Genomic DNA, 18,713 nt, shown 5'->3' with positions numbered 1-18,713 from the left:
AAAACTTCCTTAAAAGTTTCCTTTTAATCTTCTTGCTTTGCAAAACATGTATCCTTAAAAAAACTAAAAACATTTAGAATAACTGCAATCTCGATAAACGATACGCTTTTCAGCAAAACGTTTTCCAAGCTATGTTAATTTTTTACCACGCAAAATTCCATTCAAAAAATATTCTTTGAACGCATTTTGTGCCTCTGAATTATTTTCTAAACAGTCAATAGCTCTATCTGTAAAGTCAAAAATTTTAAAATGCTTATTGGCAATTGCTTTTAAACCTTTATTATTAAATACATAAAGAGTTTTTTATATCTTTTTTTCTAATTCAATTTTTCGCTGATTAACTCAATCAGAAATTCCTATTTCTTTTGTAAATTTATCATAATTATCCTCTACATCTTTATATATATTCCCTTTTATTAAATGTAGGTAAAATAATAATTAATTTTCATTGATACATAATTAGATATTCGTAACTCCATATTTTTTCTTAGCTGTGACATAACTTTAACTTTAATATTTTGCACAACATTTTTATTATGTACTAATAATTTTTTCGTCAAGAAATCTAAAAACGATTCGTCAAGAAAAAGATTTTCAGGTTCGGACGTTGAAAATGAAAATACATTATCTGATTTTAACTTTTCTAATCTATCGGTTTCGTGATAATCTGAATCAATTAAACCCAAAACCTTCATAATTAAATTAGAGACTTTATTAAAAACTTTTGTATAGCTGATAACATTAAAGCAAAATTCGACAGGAGTTATTGTAAAACCAGGAAGTAAAGTATTATATATTTTTTCATCGACACTACCTTTTTGTCCTCCGCAAAATAAATTATTTTTTCTACTGCCAAGTAATCTAAGCAACAATGCTTCCGGCAGTTCATTTTACGGAATATCTTCCGTTACTCATTTATCAGGAAAATTAAAAGATTTTATCCAAACTTTTTTTGCTAATGTTCTGCTTATTACAAAATCTAAATCATGAGTTAAGTAAATAAAAATGCAATCTTTTCTTTCTCACCATCACTCATTTGGTATGTTGGATAATTAACGCCAGAATTCATTTTCAAGGTAAAAGTGATGCCACCATCAACTTCAAGAACTCTATGTGTGATTAAAGAATTCCTTATTCCCATCACATTATCTAAATTGGTCTGAGGTGGCTCATTATCTTTAATTCCCTTTTGGATACTATCACAAAATTTATTTCTTGCCACATTTCTTTCTGCAAGAAAATCGCCAAGCAATATCGCACATTCATCATAAACATAACGTATAGACATAATATTTTCATTTACAGAAAAAGGGGTTTTTAAATGGCTTATCTTATTTTTGTGATTGTTGCAATTTTTTAGAAGTGCTACCAATACTAGAAATTGCATCAAAAGTGGGCATTAATAGAATTTTTTGAGCTGAAATAACAATTCCAGTATTTGGTAAATATCGTTTTGCATAGTTAGAAAGAGTTGTTTTACCGCTGCCATTAGCTCCAATTGCCGCAATATTTTTGCTAAAAATTGAGCTTTTTAAAAAAATCAAGATTAAATTGTAATAATTTTAATCGTTCCAATAAGCACTTAGCATTACTTTCTATTTGTTGTTTTATTTTCTTCTTATCACCTTGAATAAAACCCAAATTTTGCTGATTTATATACGGAAAAATAACTAAAATTTGATTAATATCGCTATGGAACTGATTTAAATAATTAATCTTAGTTGTCGATATTGTCGATTTTACATTCGATATTGCATCTTTTATTTGAGAACAATAAGATATTATCTCATCATACAAATCAAGCATATTCTTATACGCACCACATTTAACCGAAATATCTTTATGTAGTTGTTAATCTATCTATAGTTGAATTAATGAATTTTAAAAATTCTTCTTCTGTCATATCGTTACTAACATTCCTTACAAAAATGTTTTTTATACCACCAACGCACGAGCTATTTTAAAATTGACATCCTTTTATTGAGCAATGATTAAAACTTCTTTTAAAAATCTATTACTTAAAACATATTTATAATCTAGTTTATTAACTCTTATTTTTCTTTTGTATTTTGACAACATTTGTATCAGATTATTAATCGTTGGAATTCCATCATCCCAATAAGAAAGAACTCTAATTGACTTCTTGAATTTCCTAAAAATTGCACCAAAAGCGTTCTGAATATCTTCTCACTACATCATACGTTTTTCATCATGCTTTTTATTTTCTTATGTTGAGATTTCTCATCAATTAAATTTTCCCATTGATCATAGTTATTCCCTCTAAAAAATTTGATGAAACATAAGGAGTGTCAATATAAACTAGTGGTCGGCATTTAATTCTAAGTTAAAGACATCAGGGTTATTAACAACATTACTCTAACTATTTAAAAATATAGCTTTATTACCATCTTGAATAAAATTTTTTAAAATAGAAATCAAATAGTGCATCCCAAGTAGTTTTATTTCCAAAAATTCTTTTAACATCTGCATTCTTCACGTAAAGATTTTTTTCTATGGAGTAAATTAAATTATATGGTCTTTTAATAATAGACGACTGGAAAAGAGCATAGTATGCCAAAGCTTGCTTGTACTTGTTGTCAATCAATTTTATATTTATAATAACAAAATCTAATTATTTATTTTTCACCATCTGTAAAAATTGCTTTTAATCTTTAACAAAAATATTTGCACTTACTTTTCAAATAAATACTATAATACAAATAGATAATATTATCATAAACTCAAAATCTAAATTAAAGAACTAAAAGCACTTAGAGTACCCGCATTCACGGCAAATAACACAACCTTCAGCAAAAATCAACATCTCGCCACATTCCGGACACTGAGGGCATGCACCTGACAAATTACCACTTGGCTCGGAGGTACAGTGTTCTTTTATATCTTTTGACGTATAAGGTTCCGCAATGGGCATATCTCGCGCAAAAAGCGCAGGTAATATTTTTTCTTTGTTATACGCTTCTAAAGCTCTCGCAATAGCATCTGCACACGATAAAATCGCTCCGCCTTCCGTAAGAGTCGGCGAAGGACATCTTATGCCTTTTAATTGTTTTATAATTTCATTTTGATTAACGCCTGAACGCAAAGCCAAAGAAATCAAACGACTTATCGCTTCAGACTGCGACGAAGTACATCCTCCAGATTTACCAAGTTGCGTAAACACTTCGCATATTCCTCCGTCATCTTCATTTACAGTAACATACATTTTACCGCAGCCGGTATGCATAAGGAATGTAAAACCGGTTGTCTTCTTAGGGCGAGGTCTCGGCTTATTCTCATGCAATTTTTTATTCGCAAGATTTAATACCTGTACGTCTCTGCTTCCATCGCGGTAAACAGTTACTCCTTTACATCCGGTTTTATATGAACAAATATAAGCTTCCTTTACATCTTCTTTTGTGGCTGAGCTAGGAAAATTCACAGTCTTTGACACGGCATTATCCGTAAATTTCTGGAAAGCTGCCTGCATTTTTATATGGTCTTTCGGAGTAATATCATATGAAGTCACAAAAATTTTCCTAATTTTTTCAGGAACTTCTTTAAGCCCGCGGACACTCCCTTTTTCCGCTATTTTAGCCATAAGCTTCACCGAATAAAAACCATTTTCTTTCGCAAGTTTCTCAAAGTACGGATTCACTTCATACATATCTTCATTGTCAAGACATTGAGTTCTTTTATAAACAAGCGCAAATATCGGCTCAATGCCGCCGGAAGCCGAAGCTATTATACCGATTGTTCCAGTTGGAGCAATTGTAGTCGTCGTTGCATTTCTTACAGGATCTTCATTTGCGTATATACTTTGTTTAAAGTTCGAGAAAGCTCCTCTTTTAAATGCAATCTCCTTGGAAGTTTCGTGGGATTTTGACTGAATAAAACTCATAAGTTTTTCAGCAAGCATTAAAGAATCGTTAGACCCGTAAGGCATGCCTAAATACAAAAGCAAATCTGCCCAACCCATAACTCCAAGTCCTATTTTTCTGTTAGAGCGGGTAATCTTGCCAATTTCTTCTATAGGATAACTATTCATATCTATAACATTGTCAAGAAAATGAACAGCAGTTTTTACTGTTTTTTCGAGTTTATCCCAGTCGATATCACCGGATTTTATAAAGTGTCCAAGATTTATCGAACCCAAATTACAGGATTCATAAGGAAGAAGCGGCTGTTCTCCGCAGGGATTTGTAGATTCTATTTGACCTATCGCAGGAGTAGGGTTTTTATAGTTTATTCTGTCGATAAAAACTATACCTGGTTCTCCGTTTTTCCATGCCTGATTGACTATCTTATTAAAAACTTCATTTGCGTTCAGTCTACCTGTTATCGCGCCATTTCGCGGATTGTAAAGATTATAATTTTTCCTATTTTCCAAAGCATCCATAAACTCTTCCGTAACTGCAACGGATATATTAAAGTTATTTAAGCTATCGTTTTTATCTTTGCAGGCTACAAAATCCAGAATATCGGGATGATCTATTCTCAATATTCCCATATTTGCCCCTCGTCTTGTGCCACCCTGTTTAATAGCTTCTGTAGCGGCATTGAAAACCTGCATAAAAGATACAGGTCCCGAAGAAATACCGTTCGTGGTTTTTACCATATCCTTTTTAGGTCGCAGTTTAGAAAATGAGAAGCCTGTGCCACCGCCAGATTTATGTATAAGAGCAGTACTTTTCAACGTTTCAAAAATCGAATCTATCGAATCATCTATCGGCAGGACAAAACAGGCTGAAAGCTGCTGTAAGTGTCTGCCTGCATTCATTAAAGTAGGCGAGTTGGGCAAAAAATCGCAAGAAGACATCGCAAGGTAAAATTCTCTTATCAATGCACTCACATCTGCATTTTTATCATAAATTTTGTCTGCCTGGGCAATATTTTCGGCAACTCTATAAAATAAATCTTCAGGTTTTTCAACCACGTTACCATTTTCATCTTTCTTCAAATACCTTTTTTGAAGAACAGTAAGTGCATTTTTCCCAAACTTAACTTTATTTTCTGAAATTAATTTTTCTTTTTTGTCAAATGAAATTTTATTTTTTCCTTTATTTCATACTCAAATCTGAAATTAATTCTTCTTTTTTGTCAAACGAAATTTTATTTTTTTTCCCTTATTTCATATTCAAATAAGAATTCTTTTGTCGTCTTATTTTTTCATCTATACTCACAAACTTACATTTAAGGTAATATCTAAACGCACTTATTTGCTTTCCGCCTTATCACTTTTTGAAATGTAGTCGTTAAGCAATTTTTTCTCAACCGTCTCTCTTAAATCTTTATTTATAAATTCAAAATCTTTCACCCATATACCACTTCTTTTATTTGAAGGCCACGCAATCCATAAACCTCTTTTGCTTTGCATAATACGACATTCAATTTCAATATCATCGCTAAAAACAACAGACGCAAAAGCCTTTATTTTCGGATGTTTTTTTAAAATTGAAAGTTTATTTGCTTTAAATACAGTATTTTCACTTTTTGAAGATGTTTTATTTTGAGATAAAGCATTGACAAGATATTGTCTAAACTCTCTTTTTAAAATTCCAAATTGTTTATATACTTTATTTTTACCCTTATATATAGGCAGTTCAATATCATTATTTTTTAAAAGTATATTTGAAACCTTAATATCATCATTTAAAACTATATTAAACGATTTATTATCTTGACTAATCTCCGTAACTTTTAATGCGGCATAAAGAGAAAGAGACGAGCATAAAATGAGAGAAACAATCAAAACCAATAGTGAGATTTTAGTTAATGTCATCTTTTATATCTTCAAATATTGTTTCATGTTCTGATATTTTCTTAAGGAATTCAACATAATGTAAAAGATTAGAATTATGCTCTATAAGAATCCGTAAACCGGAAATCAAAGATTTTGCTTCAAGTTTTTTTCCACCTCTGGGAAAGGGAAGGATTTTAGGAATTTTCAATTTTCTGGCAAGACTCGGGGCAATATCCGCAGTATCTAATAAAAGTTTTGAAGCAAGACATTTTAAAACCGCTTCTTCATCCTCAATATCCTGTTCGGAGAGCAGCAATAAAACCAAATCTTCAATACCAAACAGCATAAGAGGCTCATAATTTATCTTCTGTTTTTCCTCAAAGTTCTCCAATGCAAGTTCAAATTCTTTACGCATTTTTATTTTATACTGTACTGCTTGATTTTGGAAACTCAACGGATACACAAAAGCGATGAGTTCGTTTTTACTGTCGTGATAAAGAATAAAACATTCAGCATAAAACACTTTGCCACACTCAGGACACGACACAAGATTAATTTCTTCGTCTATTAACAAATTCTTTAGCTTTGGGTTATCCGAAACGCTTATTGCAGAAAGCAACTCCGCTTCAAAAACATGCCCGTTAGGACATTCAATTTCTTCAAGATTTGAGATTGTCATTGACAAATCTCCTAATGCCTATAACCTTTAAAAAAAGCATTACAACTTTTAAATAATAACAATTACAATTCGTGATTTTTTTTACAACGCTTAGAGTTCAGTAAACTTATCAACAATTCGGTTAGAACGATTTTTACAGCAGATAGTTAATTTTGTCTATATCGGCTTGCGTTTCATATTTTATATTTGTTCAAATCCGCTCAAACGGATTTACTCTTGAATCCGCGTGCTATTTTTTATGTTACCTATATCAGAGTCTAATATTATCTATCTAATTTAGCCGATGAGAGGATTTGAACCTCCGACCCATTGCTTACGAAGCAATTGCTCTGCCAACTGAGCTACATCGGCATAGTTTGTTAACTTAACTATGACAATATATGCAACATTTAATATAACACAATTATATAAAAGCATGCTGAGGGACAGAATCGAACTGTCGACACCAGGTTTTTCAGACCTGTGCTCTACCGACTGAGCTACCTCAGCACACAACGAAATTTATTAATTATTCTTTTTCTTTTTTATTGGATTTATCAAAAGCCCTTTTACCTTCTTCAAAAGTTTCTTTTATATTCTCTTTTTTACCGGATAAAACTTTTTCACAGACTTCTTCTTCACAAAACTCATTCTCTTTGAAATCACTACTCAGATTGCTCACAGTGTCCACTATCTCTTCACCAAGCTTTTTTATATTACATCTTGTCTCCTTCCCAGATTTAGGAGCATATAATATTCCTACCAGCGCTCCTACTAAACCTCCCAAAACAAAAGCCAGCACCGTATCTTTATTATCACTCATTTCTTTCCTCCACCCACTTTTTATTAATGTTCAAAAAAAAATATAAAATAGAAATGAAATTACTGGAATAGCCAAAGACGACAATACACAGTCTATCGACGCGACTTTGCCGGAAACTTTATTGACAACATTTAACTCACTGTTTATCTTCCTTACCACGCTTTCAAATTTCACTGCGACTTCACTTACAACTATTAACATAGCTATAGATAAATTGTCACTATAACTATGCACAGACTTATTAAAGTAATCGCTATAATAATCAACACCATCCCATAAAACTCATAGGTGAACATTTTAATAAAAACCCATCGGCTTGTCAAACGTAAAAAGTTAAAAATTTAGAATAACTTATTCTTCGATTAATTACGCTTAGAAGATTTGAAGGATTTCATACTTTTTAGCTCAAGCATTTTATCTCTTAAGACCACAGCAGATTCAAAATCAAGATTATCAGCGGCTTCTTTCATCTGTAATTCAACTTCTTTTATTATACCGTCAATATTTTTGGCACCAATTTTATAATCAAGCTGCTTCTCAGCGACCATGTGAGTTACTGATTCCTCTCTTGATAAATTTCTAAATTCGTCGAGTTCGTGAACGGCTTTGATTATTGACTTTGGAGTAATATTATTTTTTTTATTGTACTCAAGCTGCCTGCTTCGCCGTCGATTCATTTCCTTTAAAGCTCTTTGCATTGAACTGGTCACAGTATCTGCATAAAATATGACTCGTCCGTCAACATTTCTTGCAGCTCTTCCGCAAATCTGGATAAGCGTAGGTTCAGAACGTAAAAAACCCTCTTTGTCAGCATCTAAAACGGCTACTAAAGATACTTCAGGTAAATCTAATCCCTCTCTTAAAAGATTTATCCCTACTAAAACATCAAACTTGCCAAGACGCAGATTTTTAAGTATTTCTATTCTTGTTAAAGTATCCACTCCAGAATGCAGATATTCGACTTTAAAACCCCTTTCTTTTAAATAAGCCGCCAAATCTTCAGACATCTTTTTCGTAAGTGTAGTAATTAAAGTTCTCTGTTTTCTCTCAATATTTTTTTGCACTTCTCGCATTAAATCCTGTATTTGCCCATCTATAGGACGAATAATAACTTCTGGATCTACAAGCCCCGTAGGACGAATAATTAAATCCACTATGTGTTTTCTACTTCTTTCTAGTTCATATACTCCCGGAGTTGCAGAAACCATCATAAATTTTTTTAAAAGTTTTTCGAATTCCTGAAATGTCAAGGGTCTGTTATCCAAAGCAGACGACAATCTGAAACCAAAATTTACAAGAGTTTGCTTTCTGCTCCTGTCACCTTCGTACATCCCTCTTATCTGCGGAAGAGAGATATGCGATTCATCAGCTATTATTAAAAAATCATTATTTTCTTGCAGGAAATAGTCTATAAGAGTCGTCGGTCTGGTTCCCGTTGGATTACCTGAAAGATGTCTTGAATAGTTCTCAACACCGTTGCATGAGCCTGTTTCCTTTAACATTTCCATATCATATTTAGTTCTCTGCTCAAGACGCTGTGCTTCAAGAAGTTTATTTTGCGATCTTAATATCTCAAGCCGTTCATTTAACTCTATTCGTATTGTTTCCAAAGCTTTGTTAATTCTATACTTGTCAGTAACAAAAAGTTTCGCAGGATAAATATATGCTTTATCTTTTTTATTAATCACTTCGCCTGTTATCGGATTAAATTCCTTTATGCTTTCAACCGTATCGCAGTAAAATTCAATTCTTAAGGCAGTTTCAAGATATGCTGGAAAAATTTCAATAGTATCACCTTTTACCCTGAACCGTCCCCTTACAAATTCGACTTCATTTCTATCATAATGACTTGTAATAAGTTCGGTTAAAAGCATACCCATCGCTTTTTCTTTTCCCACAGTTATTTCGACGCACATATTCTGGTAATCTTGAGGAGATCCTAAATTATATATACACGAGACAGAAGCAACCACAATAACATCTTTTCTCTCAAGAAGGGACGTAGTCGCTTTTAAACGCAGTCTGTCTATGTGGTCATTTATCGACGCATCTTTTTCTATGTACGTATCACTTGACGGAATATAAGCTTCCGGCTGATAATAATCGTAATAAGATATAAAATATTCTACAGCGTTGTTTGGGAAAAAAGCTTTAAATTCAGCATAAGTCTGCGCCGCTAAAATTTTGTTCGGCGATATTATAAGCGTAGGTTGCTGGAGTTTCTCAATGACACTTGCCATAACAAATGTTTTCCCCGAACCTGTAACACCAAGCAAGACTTGCGAGTTTTTATTACTTAAATAATTACGATACAGTCTATCGATAGCTTGCGGCTGGTCACCAGACGGTTTAAATTTTGAAATCAGTTTAAATTTATTTTCCATGATTATTTTTTGCAACCACCACGAATAAGCTTCTCTTCTCCCATTCCGTCAAGAAAACCTAGAGAGGAAAGACATGCAGTTAATTTTCTATTTTAGCTGATACCAAAATTTTTTTCAGATATTTTTGCATTTTGAAGATCGGTTCCGACAAAACTTTTCACTTTCCCCGCATATTTTCTGTATTCTGCTCTTGAAAAATTATCTTTCACTCCACACTTTGCCACGACCAATAAGCCAAGATTTGCAACGCTCATCGCCGAGGACGCTCGACTTCTTATACTAGACTTGACTTGCATGCCCTACACATCACATTAGTAGTATATTATAATCTGGAGGGAGAATAATCATAACTTGATTTTTTTTATAAAAGTAAAGTCTGTCTGATTAATCTGTAGAGGAGTAACAGAAATATACCCTTTATCCACAATATCTATATCCGTTCCATTCTTCTTTCCGCCGGGGATGTATTTCCCCGACAACCTGTAAGAGAGATTTCCTTTTTTGTCAATGACAGTTTCGACATTTTCGTTATAAGTACGCAGTCCCAAAGGAGCAACTTTTATACCTTTATAATTTTGAGGAATGTTTATATTCAAACAAATATTTTTGAAAAAAAATTTTCTTTTCAGTACTTTTGCGGCAATCTCTCTTGCCGCAATCGCGGAATGTTCATATTCCGTAGCGTCTATTTCTGCCGCAGAAATGGCAAGTGAAGGAATTCCTTTCAATGCCCCCTCTCTCGCGGCGCCGACAGTTCCCGAATAAATTACGTCCTGTCCAAGATTAGGACACGTATTTATGCCGGACACTATTAAATCTACTCCACTTTTTAAAAAACAATACAACCCGTATTTTATACAGTCTGCAGGAGTACCGCCTTTTACTGCATAAAAATCTTCTTCAATTTCTTCAATTTTGTTGTATTTTGTAAGCGTTATGCCGTGCCCCGTACCGGACATTTGATTTTTTGGAACAATTACATACACTTTCCCGATTTTGGAAAGTTCTTTCATTAAAGGACGGAGTCCGGGACCTTTTACGCCATCGTCGTTTGAAATTAAAATTTTATACATTTTATTATTTCCTCAAACATTAATCCACGCGGAAATTTAGTTATATTTTCAGACATATTGTTTTTTATATTTTCCCTAAGCACATATACGGCTTTGCACAGGTTTTCCTTTGTAAGATTTTTCTCTTCCATTATTATGACTTTACCGTCCCTTTCTATTTCCTTTGCATTCCAATACTGATGATCATCGGTAGCATAAGGATACGGCACCAAAATTGCAGGTTTGTCTAAAGCTCTAAGCTCAAACACCGTACCAGCGCCTGAACGGCATATTACGATATCGCTTACGGCGTAGGCGCTGCCGATATCATGCATATACACAAAAACTCTGTAATCCGGATTATCCTTAACTTTTTCCTGAATTTTAATATAATTCTCAGAACCCGTTATATGTAAAACTTGAATTTTACTTTTAAAAGATAATTCTAAAAAGGTTTCGCAGGCGATCTCATTAAGTTTAACCGCTCCGAGACTTCCTCCGAAAACTAAAATCGTGAAAACACCCTTTTTCAATTTAAGTTCTTGCAACATTTCTGCTTTTGATACTGACAGAATATCTCTTCTGATAGGATAATCCGAAAGAATAGTATTTTTATTTTTAAAATATTTTTCTGAAGATCGAAAACTTATAAACGTTCTATCAGTTATTTTATTTAAGAGTATATTTGCTTTGCCAGGAACAACATTCTGTTCGTGTATAAAAGTTTTTTTTTGCAGTATTTTTGCTGCAAAAAGAACGGGAACTGCAATATATCCTCCCGTGCCGATTACCGCTAAAGGGTTTAGTTTTATAATCTTTTTTAATGCTCTAAAGAAAGCAAATTTCATTTTAAACAAAAACATTATAAATAAAAATGAAATCTTTCTCGGCATTCCCGACACATTAAACGTGATATATTCAAAGCCACTATTTTTTAAAATCTCTAAAGAAGTTGCATTACTGTTTATAAAGAAAATGGGATTATATCCCTTATTTTTAAACTCTTCCGCTAAAGCTACACCTGGATAAATGTGCCCTCCTGTCCCGCTTGAAACAATAATTATATTCCTACTTTTCATTTTTATTCAATAGTTTGCAACTACCTTTAACTGTTCGACAACGCTCCTTAAATCAAATCATAAAAAAACAAGAAGAGACGACAGTTCAATTTCGACGTCTCCCTTCTGAAACTGTGCTAGAATAAAAAAAAATAAGGAAAAGCTTTTACAGTGGAGATTATAAGACTTGATAAAAAAATAGAAAGTTTTTATCCACACCAAAAAGGATTGTGAACGCAGCCCCATACACAAACCATTCAACACGCAGAAAATTATTGGAGAGACATTGGGCATATTGGTTCCTCTTTGAGTCATCGAGAGGAAAACCTCGCGCACTCTTGAAGTGAAAGAGACGAAGTTTTTTCCCTTCAAGAATAACACCTCGTATTGAGAGGCAGACTGATTAATATACATATAAGCTCTTTCATGTCGTCTCCAAATATTCACCCAACTCTAACACATTTTTTTCTTAAAGAGTCTAGCTAGAAGTGATACCCTTTTTCGTTTATCAGTGCTATCTCTCTCTTACAGCTGTGCTGACAAGGAAGATTAACTATCCCTTTCAGAATCTTCATATGCAATTAATACATACTCCCCTTCTACTACATAAGTGTATTATGTTTGATTAATTTTTAAATCGGACATAATATCTCTGTTTCAGATTTTATGGTATCATGTATTTCGTTGCAATGGACATACCCGCCGTTTGCTTTTTTTCGCTATATCCTTGATTGTTTGTATCTGTTGTTTCAGCGTTTCCGCTTCATGTTTATAATTTGTTTCATATTCCGCGTCTGCTGGCAAGGAAGCTGCAAAATCCGCGTGTTCTGCCGATGATTCTCAAATGGGTTTAGAATAGGGACGGTGAGGGATTTTACAAATCTGTTTGAGTTGCAAAACTGTGAAGAGTCGGAGCAGCAGGTATATCTTCATAATCGTCAGTCGCTACACAACAAAATATCTTATATCCCCACACGCTTCTTTGTTTGCGGATGAAGAGCTGTGAGTCTCTTCCTCTGTGACCTCGTGAGACGACAAGAAGCTGGGGAAGAGTGAAAAATATCCTATTGCCATTTTGCTTCTCGAGGAACAGTCTGCTAAAAGATTCAGACTGGCTAATACAACTAGTATTTTTTTTCTTGATATTTTTATACCTTACTTAACTCTCTAAGAACTTATAATGGTTCATCTCCTATAACTCTATCTTTGCAACAGCATTAAAAACCAGACAACAAACAAAGCATCACAGATGTAGTCAATGCAGATAAATCAAATTTGGGATTTAAGCTGGCATTTATCTCTCGCTATAATCTACTTTTGTTTTCCTTATTAAGGAAGACTGAGGATAAATACTTTTAATTTTACGACCTACTCTGTTTTTTGTATTGTGATAGATTTATCAATATCCCTGCAGCTGCCATAGTTATAATTAGCGACGTTCCTCCAAAAGATATAAACGGAAGTGGCAACCCTTTTGCTGGAAATACTCCCGTAGCAACGGAAATGTTTATAATAGCCTGAAAAACAATTAGGAACGTTACTCCCAAACATAAATACAGTGAAAAAAGGTCAGGCATATTTTTACTCATTTTTATACCTTTGTAGAACAAATATACAAAAAATCCAACAACTAACACTGTCCCAATAAATCCGAGTTCTTCTCCAATAATAGGAAAAATAAAATCAGTATGTGCTTCAGGAAGATACATGAGCTTCATTTCGCTTTTACCAAGACCCTTACCTAAAAGACCGCCTGACCCAAGCGCATTTAAAGACTGTTTCACCTGATAAGAAGATGCATCGATATTTATAAAAGAAGCAATATAATCTTTGAATCTTAAAAGTCTGTAAGGTTTTCTTACAATTTCTTCAGCCATCAAAAGAACCGCTGTTATACCACTGGCAAATACAGTACTCATTTTTATTCCCGCACAAAACAACATTGCAAAACATACTCCGGCTATTAAAACAGGCGTACCTAAATCGGGTTCTATGGCAATTGGAAAAAGCATAAGCAAAACAATAAATCCCGGCGCTATTAATCCTTTCCATTCTGCAACTAGTTCTTTTTTTCTCGATATAAAATCAGCTATTGCTATGACTATTGCAACCTTAGCTAATTCCGACGGCTGCACGGTAAAGTGACCTATTCCTAACCATCTTTTTGCTCCCAATCGCGAAACACCCATAAATAAAACCGCAATGACCAAAACTAATGCAAACAGATAAATCCATTTTGCATATTTTTTGTAAAACTTATAATTAATCAAAAAACCTGTCACAAACATTGCCAAAAATCCAACGATAACCCACAGCATTTGTCTCAAAAAAAACTTATAAGGACTTGTCCATTTTATATCAGCCATAACGGCGCTTGACGAAAATACCATAAACGATCCAAAAATAATGCATATACATATCGCCGCTATAAAAGTACAATCGTATTTTCTAAAATCGATTTTAAACATTTTAAGCCTTGTCCAATAAATAACTCATTACTTTTACTGTTTCTATTCAATTAAAACTTACTTTACAGCAACTTCGAAATATTGCAGAGTCAGTTAAAAGTTCTTACACATTCAGTAAAGCAGCCTTTTATATTAAATATATATACTTTACAATCAGTCAATACCTGTACATAACATAAATTGTTCGCGAATATTTAATTCACCACTTTTCCTCAAAACTGCATCGACAATCAATATTTAGTCACTTCATGGTAATAAGAAATTCTCTCAATTAAATGCATCGCTATAGTTAGTTTAAAATTTGATTGTCGCTGATAGCGCTATTATTTGAACGGCATTTGAACTTATACGTTCATTTATAGACAGAAAAACTACCAATAATCATACTCAATCTCAATTGCTTTAACAACAAAAACTCTAACGCAAATAAGAATTTTTTACGACAATCTATTCATCTAAAGCGCGTATTCATTTGACATTCAAATTTGTGCTTTATTATTTAAGCATTTTCTTTATTTAAAACCTAAAATTTATTAAAAAGCAACCACCGGCAATAATGTTAGTGCCGGCGGGTTAAAATCTGTCTGAATAATATATCTATATCAATTTCAAGTAAATTCAATTCTGTATAAAAAACTTCTAATAAAAACCACAGTCGTCCTCTAGCACGGATAAAAGAAATTACTTTTATAGTCATCACTTACTCTTACACAAATCGGAAAATCTGCATTTTAGTACATTTTGCAATTTCCAAAACAGGAAGTTCCCTCTGCTATTGTTGTTTTTCTATGGTAAAAGCTGTTAAAACTATAAGTTACTTTGAAGCGCCCTGAAGAGGAGTTGAACCTCCAACCTTATCCTTAGGACGGATCTGCTCTATCCAAGTTGAGCTATCAGGGCAAATATCCATATAACATAAAAAAAACAGGTAATCACGGCGTGATCAAATCAATAAATATTTAACTCAATCTTTTTATTTTTTTATATTTTCTTTTGCCGTTCAAAGATAACAGGTCAGATATAAACACAACTAAAACGACATTCTCTAAGCATTCAATTACATAAATCTTACTCGACACATAAGCCCAACGCTACACTTTTATGCACTGTATTTTAAAGTACAAACTATCGTAAATCAGATTCGGGGCGACTGGATTTGAACCAGCGATCTCACGGTCCCGAACCGAGCGCTCTAGCCAACTGAGCCACGCCCCGATTGATTTTACGACTTATCAATCATAACTACTTTATTTTTATAATTTTATTACTTTTGTTGACAAAAACAATCTTTGGGTTAATTGGTTTATCCGAAAGTTTAAATCCCATTATTATTACCTCTTCGCCCTCTTTTATAAGATGAGCTGCTGCTCCATTCATGCAAATTACTCCGGAACCAGACTCGCCCGGAATTACGTAAGTTTCCAAACGCACTCCCGTTGTATTTGAAACGACAAGAACTTTTTCCCCTATCCAAAAACCCGCTTTATCACAAAGATCCGTGTCTATCGTTATGCTGCCCTCATATTTAACGTTGGCTTGCGTTACCGTAGCCTTAAATATTTTTGAATTTAAAACGAATTTCATTTATAAACCTCCGCACAAACATCCCTTGTTATTTATTATACAATTTGTATTACTGCTTGTTAAGCGTAACAACTCTCTGAGGGAAAGGAATTTCTATCTTCTCTTCATTTAATTTTTTATACAAATTCTTAAACACTTCGCTCTGAATAAAACCTTTTGCATAGACATTTTTTACTCTGAAAATTAAAGTAAAATTTATCGCAGAATCTGCAAAGCCTATAAACTGTACTATCGGGGTATAAGTTTTTACAGAGTCTTCGTTTTTATATATTACTTCCTGCGCTGCAAGTATCGCGATCTTCTCAACACGTTCTAAATCGCTGCCGTACGCCACTCCACAATTCACCGAAGCACTAACTTCCGCTTTGCGGAAATGAAAACTTGTCACTATTGCAGACGACAATTTATTATTCGGGACTGTAATAACTGTATTAGATATCGTTTTTATAATAGTTGTTCTCCAATTAACTTCAATTACCGTTCCTTCCTGCCCTAAATCAAGTCTAATATAATCACCTCTTGCAATCTGTTTGCTCAAAAGAATATTTATTCCCGCAAAAAAATTAGCAAGAGTATCCTGAAGCGCAAGGGCTACCGCAAGTGAACCTATGCCCAATGCTGTTAAAATAGGTGTTAATTTAATGCCAACCTGATTTAATATCAATATCAAGCCGACAAAAACTATGCTAAACTTTATTATATTTGCTCCGATTCTTTCTGGAACAGACTTCTGAAAAAGTCTGGAAACAACCGATGCAATGAAAACAATTACGGAGAAAGCAAACACTCCATAGAATAATTTCTCAACAACCGCGTTTGCATTTACAGGCGCCCTTAAAAAAGCAACGTACAAAGCTATAACAAAGAACCAGAAAGAAATGTAACTACCCGACATTGCAATTATTTCTTTATGCAAAATAAGTCCGACTTTTGACAAAATAATTTGAATAAATTTCGCAACATATTTTTTAAATAGAAATCCGACAGAGAACACCAGTAAAAAAAAAACTGCGCTTTCCATCCATAACATGAAGTTTTTCGGAAAAAATTGAAAAAGAGACGATATCATCTTTTATTTTCTATTTTGTAGATTTTCAGACTCTGACTGGCATTTAATGCAATATTTTGTCCACGGAATTGCTTTCAATCTTTCCACTAAAATAACATTGCTACAACACTCGCAATTGCCGTAAGTACCTTTTTCTATTTTTACAAGAGCATCATTTATGGCATCTAAAGTTATTTTATCGTTTGCAACAAGTTCAAAATGCATTTCTCTCTCACTATTCTGACTTGCCGTATCCATTTCATCGCCAATATTAGTATCTGTATCAGCACCTATTTCTCTTTGAATATTGCTCGTTTTGTTTAAAAATTCTATTCTTTTTTGCATTAAGATTTTCTTAAAATTTATCAAATCTTTTTTATTCATTACTCTCTCCGTTAATTTGTAAAAACTTTTACCGTCCTCAACATTTCTGTTTCTTGTCCGCTTATTCTTATATCTTTAGAAGACATATCTATAAGATAATCGCATATTTCTTTTGTAATTCTTTCACCAGGAATTACAACTGGAATGCCGGGAGGATAAGGCGTAAGAGTCTGGGCGGCAATATGTCCCACAGCCTTTTTCAAGCTCACTTTCTTTGTATTGTTTGAAAGAAAGACTTCTCTAGGTCTTATAACCATTTCTGTCGCAAGAGAGGGAATCTTAAGTATCCAGTTCTTCTGTTTGCCGTGATATTTCTTACTTATATTTTTAAGAGCATTTACAAAAGCCTCTACATCCGACTTTTCTGAACCCTCGCCCATAATTGCAACTAAATTAAACAAATCGGCATAATCAAGCTGTATATTATATTCTTTTGCAAGAATACTCTCGATTTCATAACCAGAAAGTCCTGTTTTTGTAACGTTCACAGTAAGTTTTGTAACATCTAAATCGAATCCCAATTCTTGTATTTCCTTACGCGTGAAACATTTCATAGAATGAACATTGCTGTTTATATACATACGTCCCCATTCTGCAGCTTTTATAACTCTGTCAAAATTTTCTTCGCCATGCAGAAATACTTGCCTCCTCGCTAAATCTAGAGTTGCAAGAGTCAAATAACTGGGACTTGTGGTCTGAAGCATCGAAATTATTTTTTTTACTCGATTAAAATCGACAAGTTTGGAATTAAAATGTAATACTGATCCTTGAGACATCGCGGATAAAATTTTATGCGTGGATTGGACGCATAAATCGGCTCCAGCAGTAATTGCAGATTCCGGCAGCTGGTCATTAAACAGTAAATGCACGCCATGTGCTTCATCAACTAAAACTATCTTTCCTCTTCTGTGGCACAAGTCGACAATCTTGCTCAATTCCGTAACTACACCATTATAAGTAGGACTCGTGACAAATACGGCTTTGACTTCCGGATATTTGTCCAAAGCATCTTTTATCTGATCATAAGTTGAATTAAAAATTAAATCTAAATTCTGATCAATTTTAGGCTGAATCCAAATAGGCCATACGCCTGACATAATGATACCTGCCACAATTGACTTATGCGAACTTCTTGAAACTATCACGGAATCGCCAGAATCGCATGCCGCAAGAAACATAGCCATATTTCCGACAGAACTACCGTTAACCAAAAAGAAAGAATGTTCAACTCCATATGCCTGAGCCATAAGTTCCTGGGCTTTCTTTATTGAACTTACAGGATCGTGTAAAGAGTCTACTTCGTCAAAAACAGTTACATCAAATTTATAAACTTCTTTACCAGTATAATCTTTTAATTCTTTATCTATACTTCTGCCGTTTTTATGACCCGGACAGTGAAAAGAGATGACATCTCTTTTTGCATGCTCCAAAAGAGTGGCAAACAAAGGGACTTTAGATTGTTTCGCTAAAAGTAATCTGGATATTTTTTTCATTATTTTATTAAATCCTGAAAA

Annotated in this window: 17 protein-coding genes and 4 tRNA genes; all 21 read right to left on the bottom strand. The window is 33.6% G+C overall.

The features are described 5' to 3' along the window. Window positions 1-416 precede the first annotated feature (416 nt). Window positions 417-872, bottom strand: coding sequence for a hypothetical protein (locus LE179_RS03990; protein WP_374129075.1), 456 nt, complete (start codon window positions 870-872; stop codon window positions 417-419). A 119-nt stretch (window positions 873-991) separates the two neighbouring features. Further along, a complete protein-coding gene (locus LE179_RS03985) occupies window positions 992-1,387 on the bottom strand; it encodes a hypothetical protein (RefSeq protein WP_374129074.1) in 396 nt (131 codons plus the stop codon). A gap of 128 nt (window positions 1,388-1,515) precedes the next feature. After that, entirely contained in the window at window positions 1,516-1,806 is a 291-nt protein-coding gene (locus tag LE179_RS03980; protein WP_374129073.1) for a hypothetical protein, read from the bottom strand. Window positions 1,807-2,761: 955 nt separating this feature from the next. Further along, window positions 2,762-5,044, bottom strand: a complete 2,283-nt coding sequence (locus LE179_RS03975) for a vitamin B12-dependent ribonucleotide reductase (RefSeq protein WP_374129134.1) — start codon at window positions 5,042-5,044, stop codon at window positions 2,762-2,764. 168 nt (window positions 5,045-5,212) lie between these two features. Next, window positions 5,213-5,779, bottom strand: coding sequence for a septation protein SpoVG family protein (locus LE179_RS03970; protein WP_374129072.1), 567 nt, complete (start codon window positions 5,777-5,779; stop codon window positions 5,213-5,215). Further along, on the bottom strand, window positions 5,766-6,419 hold the full coding sequence (locus tag LE179_RS03965) for a CpXC domain-containing protein (RefSeq protein WP_374129071.1): 654 nt from the start codon (window positions 6,417-6,419) through the stop codon (window positions 5,766-5,768). Before LE179_RS03965 ends, LE179_RS03970 begins: the two co-directional genes overlap by 14 nt. Before the next feature lie 278 nt (window positions 6,420-6,697). Beyond that, window positions 6,698-6,770, bottom strand: a tRNA-Thr gene (locus LE179_RS03960). A gap of 65 nt (window positions 6,771-6,835) precedes the next feature. Beyond that, window positions 6,836-6,908: transfer RNA gene (locus LE179_RS03955), tRNA-Phe, on the bottom strand. Window positions 6,909-6,927: 19 nt separating this feature from the next. Beyond that, window positions 6,928-7,221 carry a YtxH domain-containing protein gene (locus tag LE179_RS03950; protein WP_374129070.1) on the bottom strand — a complete coding sequence of 98 codons (294 nt, stop codon included), beginning with the start codon at window positions 7,219-7,221 and terminating at the stop codon, window positions 6,928-6,930. A 30-nt stretch (window positions 7,222-7,251) separates the two neighbouring features. Next, complete coding sequence (locus LE179_RS03945; RefSeq protein WP_374129069.1) at window positions 7,252-7,422, bottom strand: hypothetical protein; 171 nt, start codon at window positions 7,420-7,422, stop codon at window positions 7,252-7,254. Window positions 7,423-7,583: 161 nt separating this feature from the next. After that, window positions 7,584-9,605, bottom strand: coding sequence for an excinuclease ABC subunit UvrB (gene uvrB / locus LE179_RS03940; protein ID WP_374129068.1), 2,022 nt, complete (start codon window positions 9,603-9,605; stop codon window positions 7,584-7,586). Window positions 9,606-9,697: 92 nt separating this feature from the next. Then, window positions 9,698-9,901: a hypothetical protein gene (locus LE179_RS03935; RefSeq protein WP_374129067.1), complete on the bottom strand. Its 204-nt coding sequence runs from the start codon at window positions 9,899-9,901 to the stop codon at window positions 9,698-9,700. Window positions 9,902-9,949: 48 nt separating this feature from the next. Next, on the bottom strand, window positions 9,950-10,678 hold the full coding sequence (gene surE / locus LE179_RS03930) for a 5'/3'-nucleotidase SurE (protein WP_374129066.1): 729 nt from the start codon (window positions 10,676-10,678) through the stop codon (window positions 9,950-9,952). Continuing rightward, window positions 10,663-11,736 carry an undecaprenyldiphospho-muramoylpentapeptide beta-N-acetylglucosaminyltransferase gene (gene murG / locus LE179_RS03925; protein WP_374129065.1) on the bottom strand — a complete coding sequence of 358 codons (1,074 nt, stop codon included), beginning with the start codon at window positions 11,734-11,736 and terminating at the stop codon, window positions 10,663-10,665. The genes surE and murG overlap by 16 nt, the downstream gene beginning before the upstream one ends. A 1,340-nt stretch (window positions 11,737-13,076) precedes the next feature. Beyond that, window positions 13,077-14,183 carry a putative lipid II flippase FtsW gene (gene ftsW / locus LE179_RS03920; RefSeq protein ID WP_374129064.1) on the bottom strand — a complete coding sequence of 369 codons (1,107 nt, stop codon included), beginning with the start codon at window positions 14,181-14,183 and terminating at the stop codon, window positions 13,077-13,079. 825 nt (window positions 14,184-15,008) lie between these two features. After that, window positions 15,009-15,083: transfer RNA gene (locus tag LE179_RS03915), tRNA-Arg, on the bottom strand. A gap of 241 nt (window positions 15,084-15,324) precedes the next feature. After that, a tRNA-Pro gene (locus tag LE179_RS03910) sits at window positions 15,325-15,398 on the bottom strand. A 27-nt stretch (window positions 15,399-15,425) separates the two neighbouring features. After that, window positions 15,426-15,767, bottom strand: a complete 342-nt coding sequence (panD, locus tag LE179_RS03905; RefSeq protein ID WP_374129063.1) for an aspartate 1-decarboxylase — start codon at window positions 15,765-15,767, stop codon at window positions 15,426-15,428. A gap of 49 nt (window positions 15,768-15,816) precedes the next feature. After that, window positions 15,817-16,788: a mechanosensitive ion channel family protein gene (locus tag LE179_RS03900; RefSeq protein WP_374129062.1), complete on the bottom strand. Its 972-nt coding sequence runs from the start codon at window positions 16,786-16,788 to the stop codon at window positions 15,817-15,819. 51 nt (window positions 16,789-16,839) lie between these two features. Then, window positions 16,840-17,199, bottom strand: coding sequence for a TraR/DksA family transcriptional regulator (locus LE179_RS03895; protein WP_374129061.1), 360 nt, complete (start codon window positions 17,197-17,199; stop codon window positions 16,840-16,842). A gap of 11 nt (window positions 17,200-17,210) precedes the next feature. Further along, on the bottom strand, window positions 17,211-18,692 hold the full coding sequence (locus LE179_RS03890; protein WP_374129060.1) for an aminotransferase class I/II-fold pyridoxal phosphate-dependent enzyme: 1,482 nt from the start codon (window positions 18,690-18,692) through the stop codon (window positions 17,211-17,213). Window positions 18,693-18,713 lie beyond the last annotated feature (21 nt).

It is taken from the genome of Candidatus Endomicrobiellum agilis (assembly GCF_020328115.1).
In the GTDB taxonomy this organism is placed as follows: Bacteria; Elusimicrobiota; Endomicrobiia; order Endomicrobiales; family Endomicrobiaceae; genus Endomicrobiellum; species Endomicrobiellum agilis.
Note: the sequence above shows the minus strand (reverse complement) of the source record. Positions and strands in the feature narration are given on the sequence as shown.

Coding starts and splice junctions, on each gene's coding strand:
- LE179_RS03985 (WP_374129074.1), bottom strand. CDS start 1,387: ATGCAATTTCTAGTATTGGTAGCACTTCTAAAAAATTGCAACAATCAC.
- LE179_RS03980 (WP_374129073.1), bottom strand. CDS start 1,806: ATGCTTGATTTGTATGATGAGATAATATCTTATTGTTCTCAAATAAAA.
- LE179_RS03970 (WP_374129072.1), bottom strand. CDS start 5,779: ATGACATTAACTAAAATCTCACTATTGGTTTTGATTGTTTCTCTCATT.
- LE179_RS03965 (WP_374129071.1), bottom strand. CDS start 6,419: ATGACAATCTCAAATCTTGAAGAAATTGAATGTCCTAACGGGCATGTT.
- LE179_RS03950 (WP_374129070.1), bottom strand. CDS start 7,221: ATGAGTGATAATAAAGATACGGTGCTGGCTTTTGTTTTGGGAGGTTTA.
- LE179_RS03945 (WP_374129069.1), bottom strand. CDS start 7,422: ATGTTAATAGTTGTAAGTGAAGTCGCAGTGAAATTTGAAAGCGTGGTA.
- uvrB (WP_374129068.1), bottom strand. CDS start 9,605: ATGGAAAATAAATTTAAACTGATTTCAAAATTTAAACCGTCTGGTGAC.
- LE179_RS03935 (WP_374129067.1), bottom strand. CDS start 9,901: ATGCAAGTCAAGTCTAGTATAAGAAGTCGAGCGTCCTCGGCGATGAGC.
- surE (WP_374129066.1), bottom strand. CDS start 10,678: ATGTATAAAATTTTAATTTCAAACGACGATGGCGTAAAAGGTCCCGGA.
- murG (WP_374129065.1), bottom strand. CDS start 11,736: ATGAAAAGTAGGAATATAATTATTGTTTCAAGCGGGACAGGAGGGCAC.
- ftsW (WP_374129064.1), bottom strand. CDS start 14,183: ATGTTTAAAATCGATTTTAGAAAATACGATTGTACTTTTATAGCGGCG.
- panD (WP_374129063.1), bottom strand. CDS start 15,767: ATGAAATTCGTTTTAAATTCAAAAATATTTAAGGCTACGGTAACGCAA.
- LE179_RS03900 (WP_374129062.1), bottom strand. CDS start 16,788: ATGGAAAGCGCAGTTTTTTTTTTACTGGTGTTCTCTGTCGGATTTCTA.
- LE179_RS03895 (WP_374129061.1), bottom strand. CDS start 17,199: ATGAATAAAAAAGATTTGATAAATTTTAAGAAAATCTTAATGCAAAAA.
- LE179_RS03890 (WP_374129060.1), bottom strand. CDS start 18,692: ATGAAAAAAATATCCAGATTACTTTTAGCGAAACAATCTAAAGTCCCT.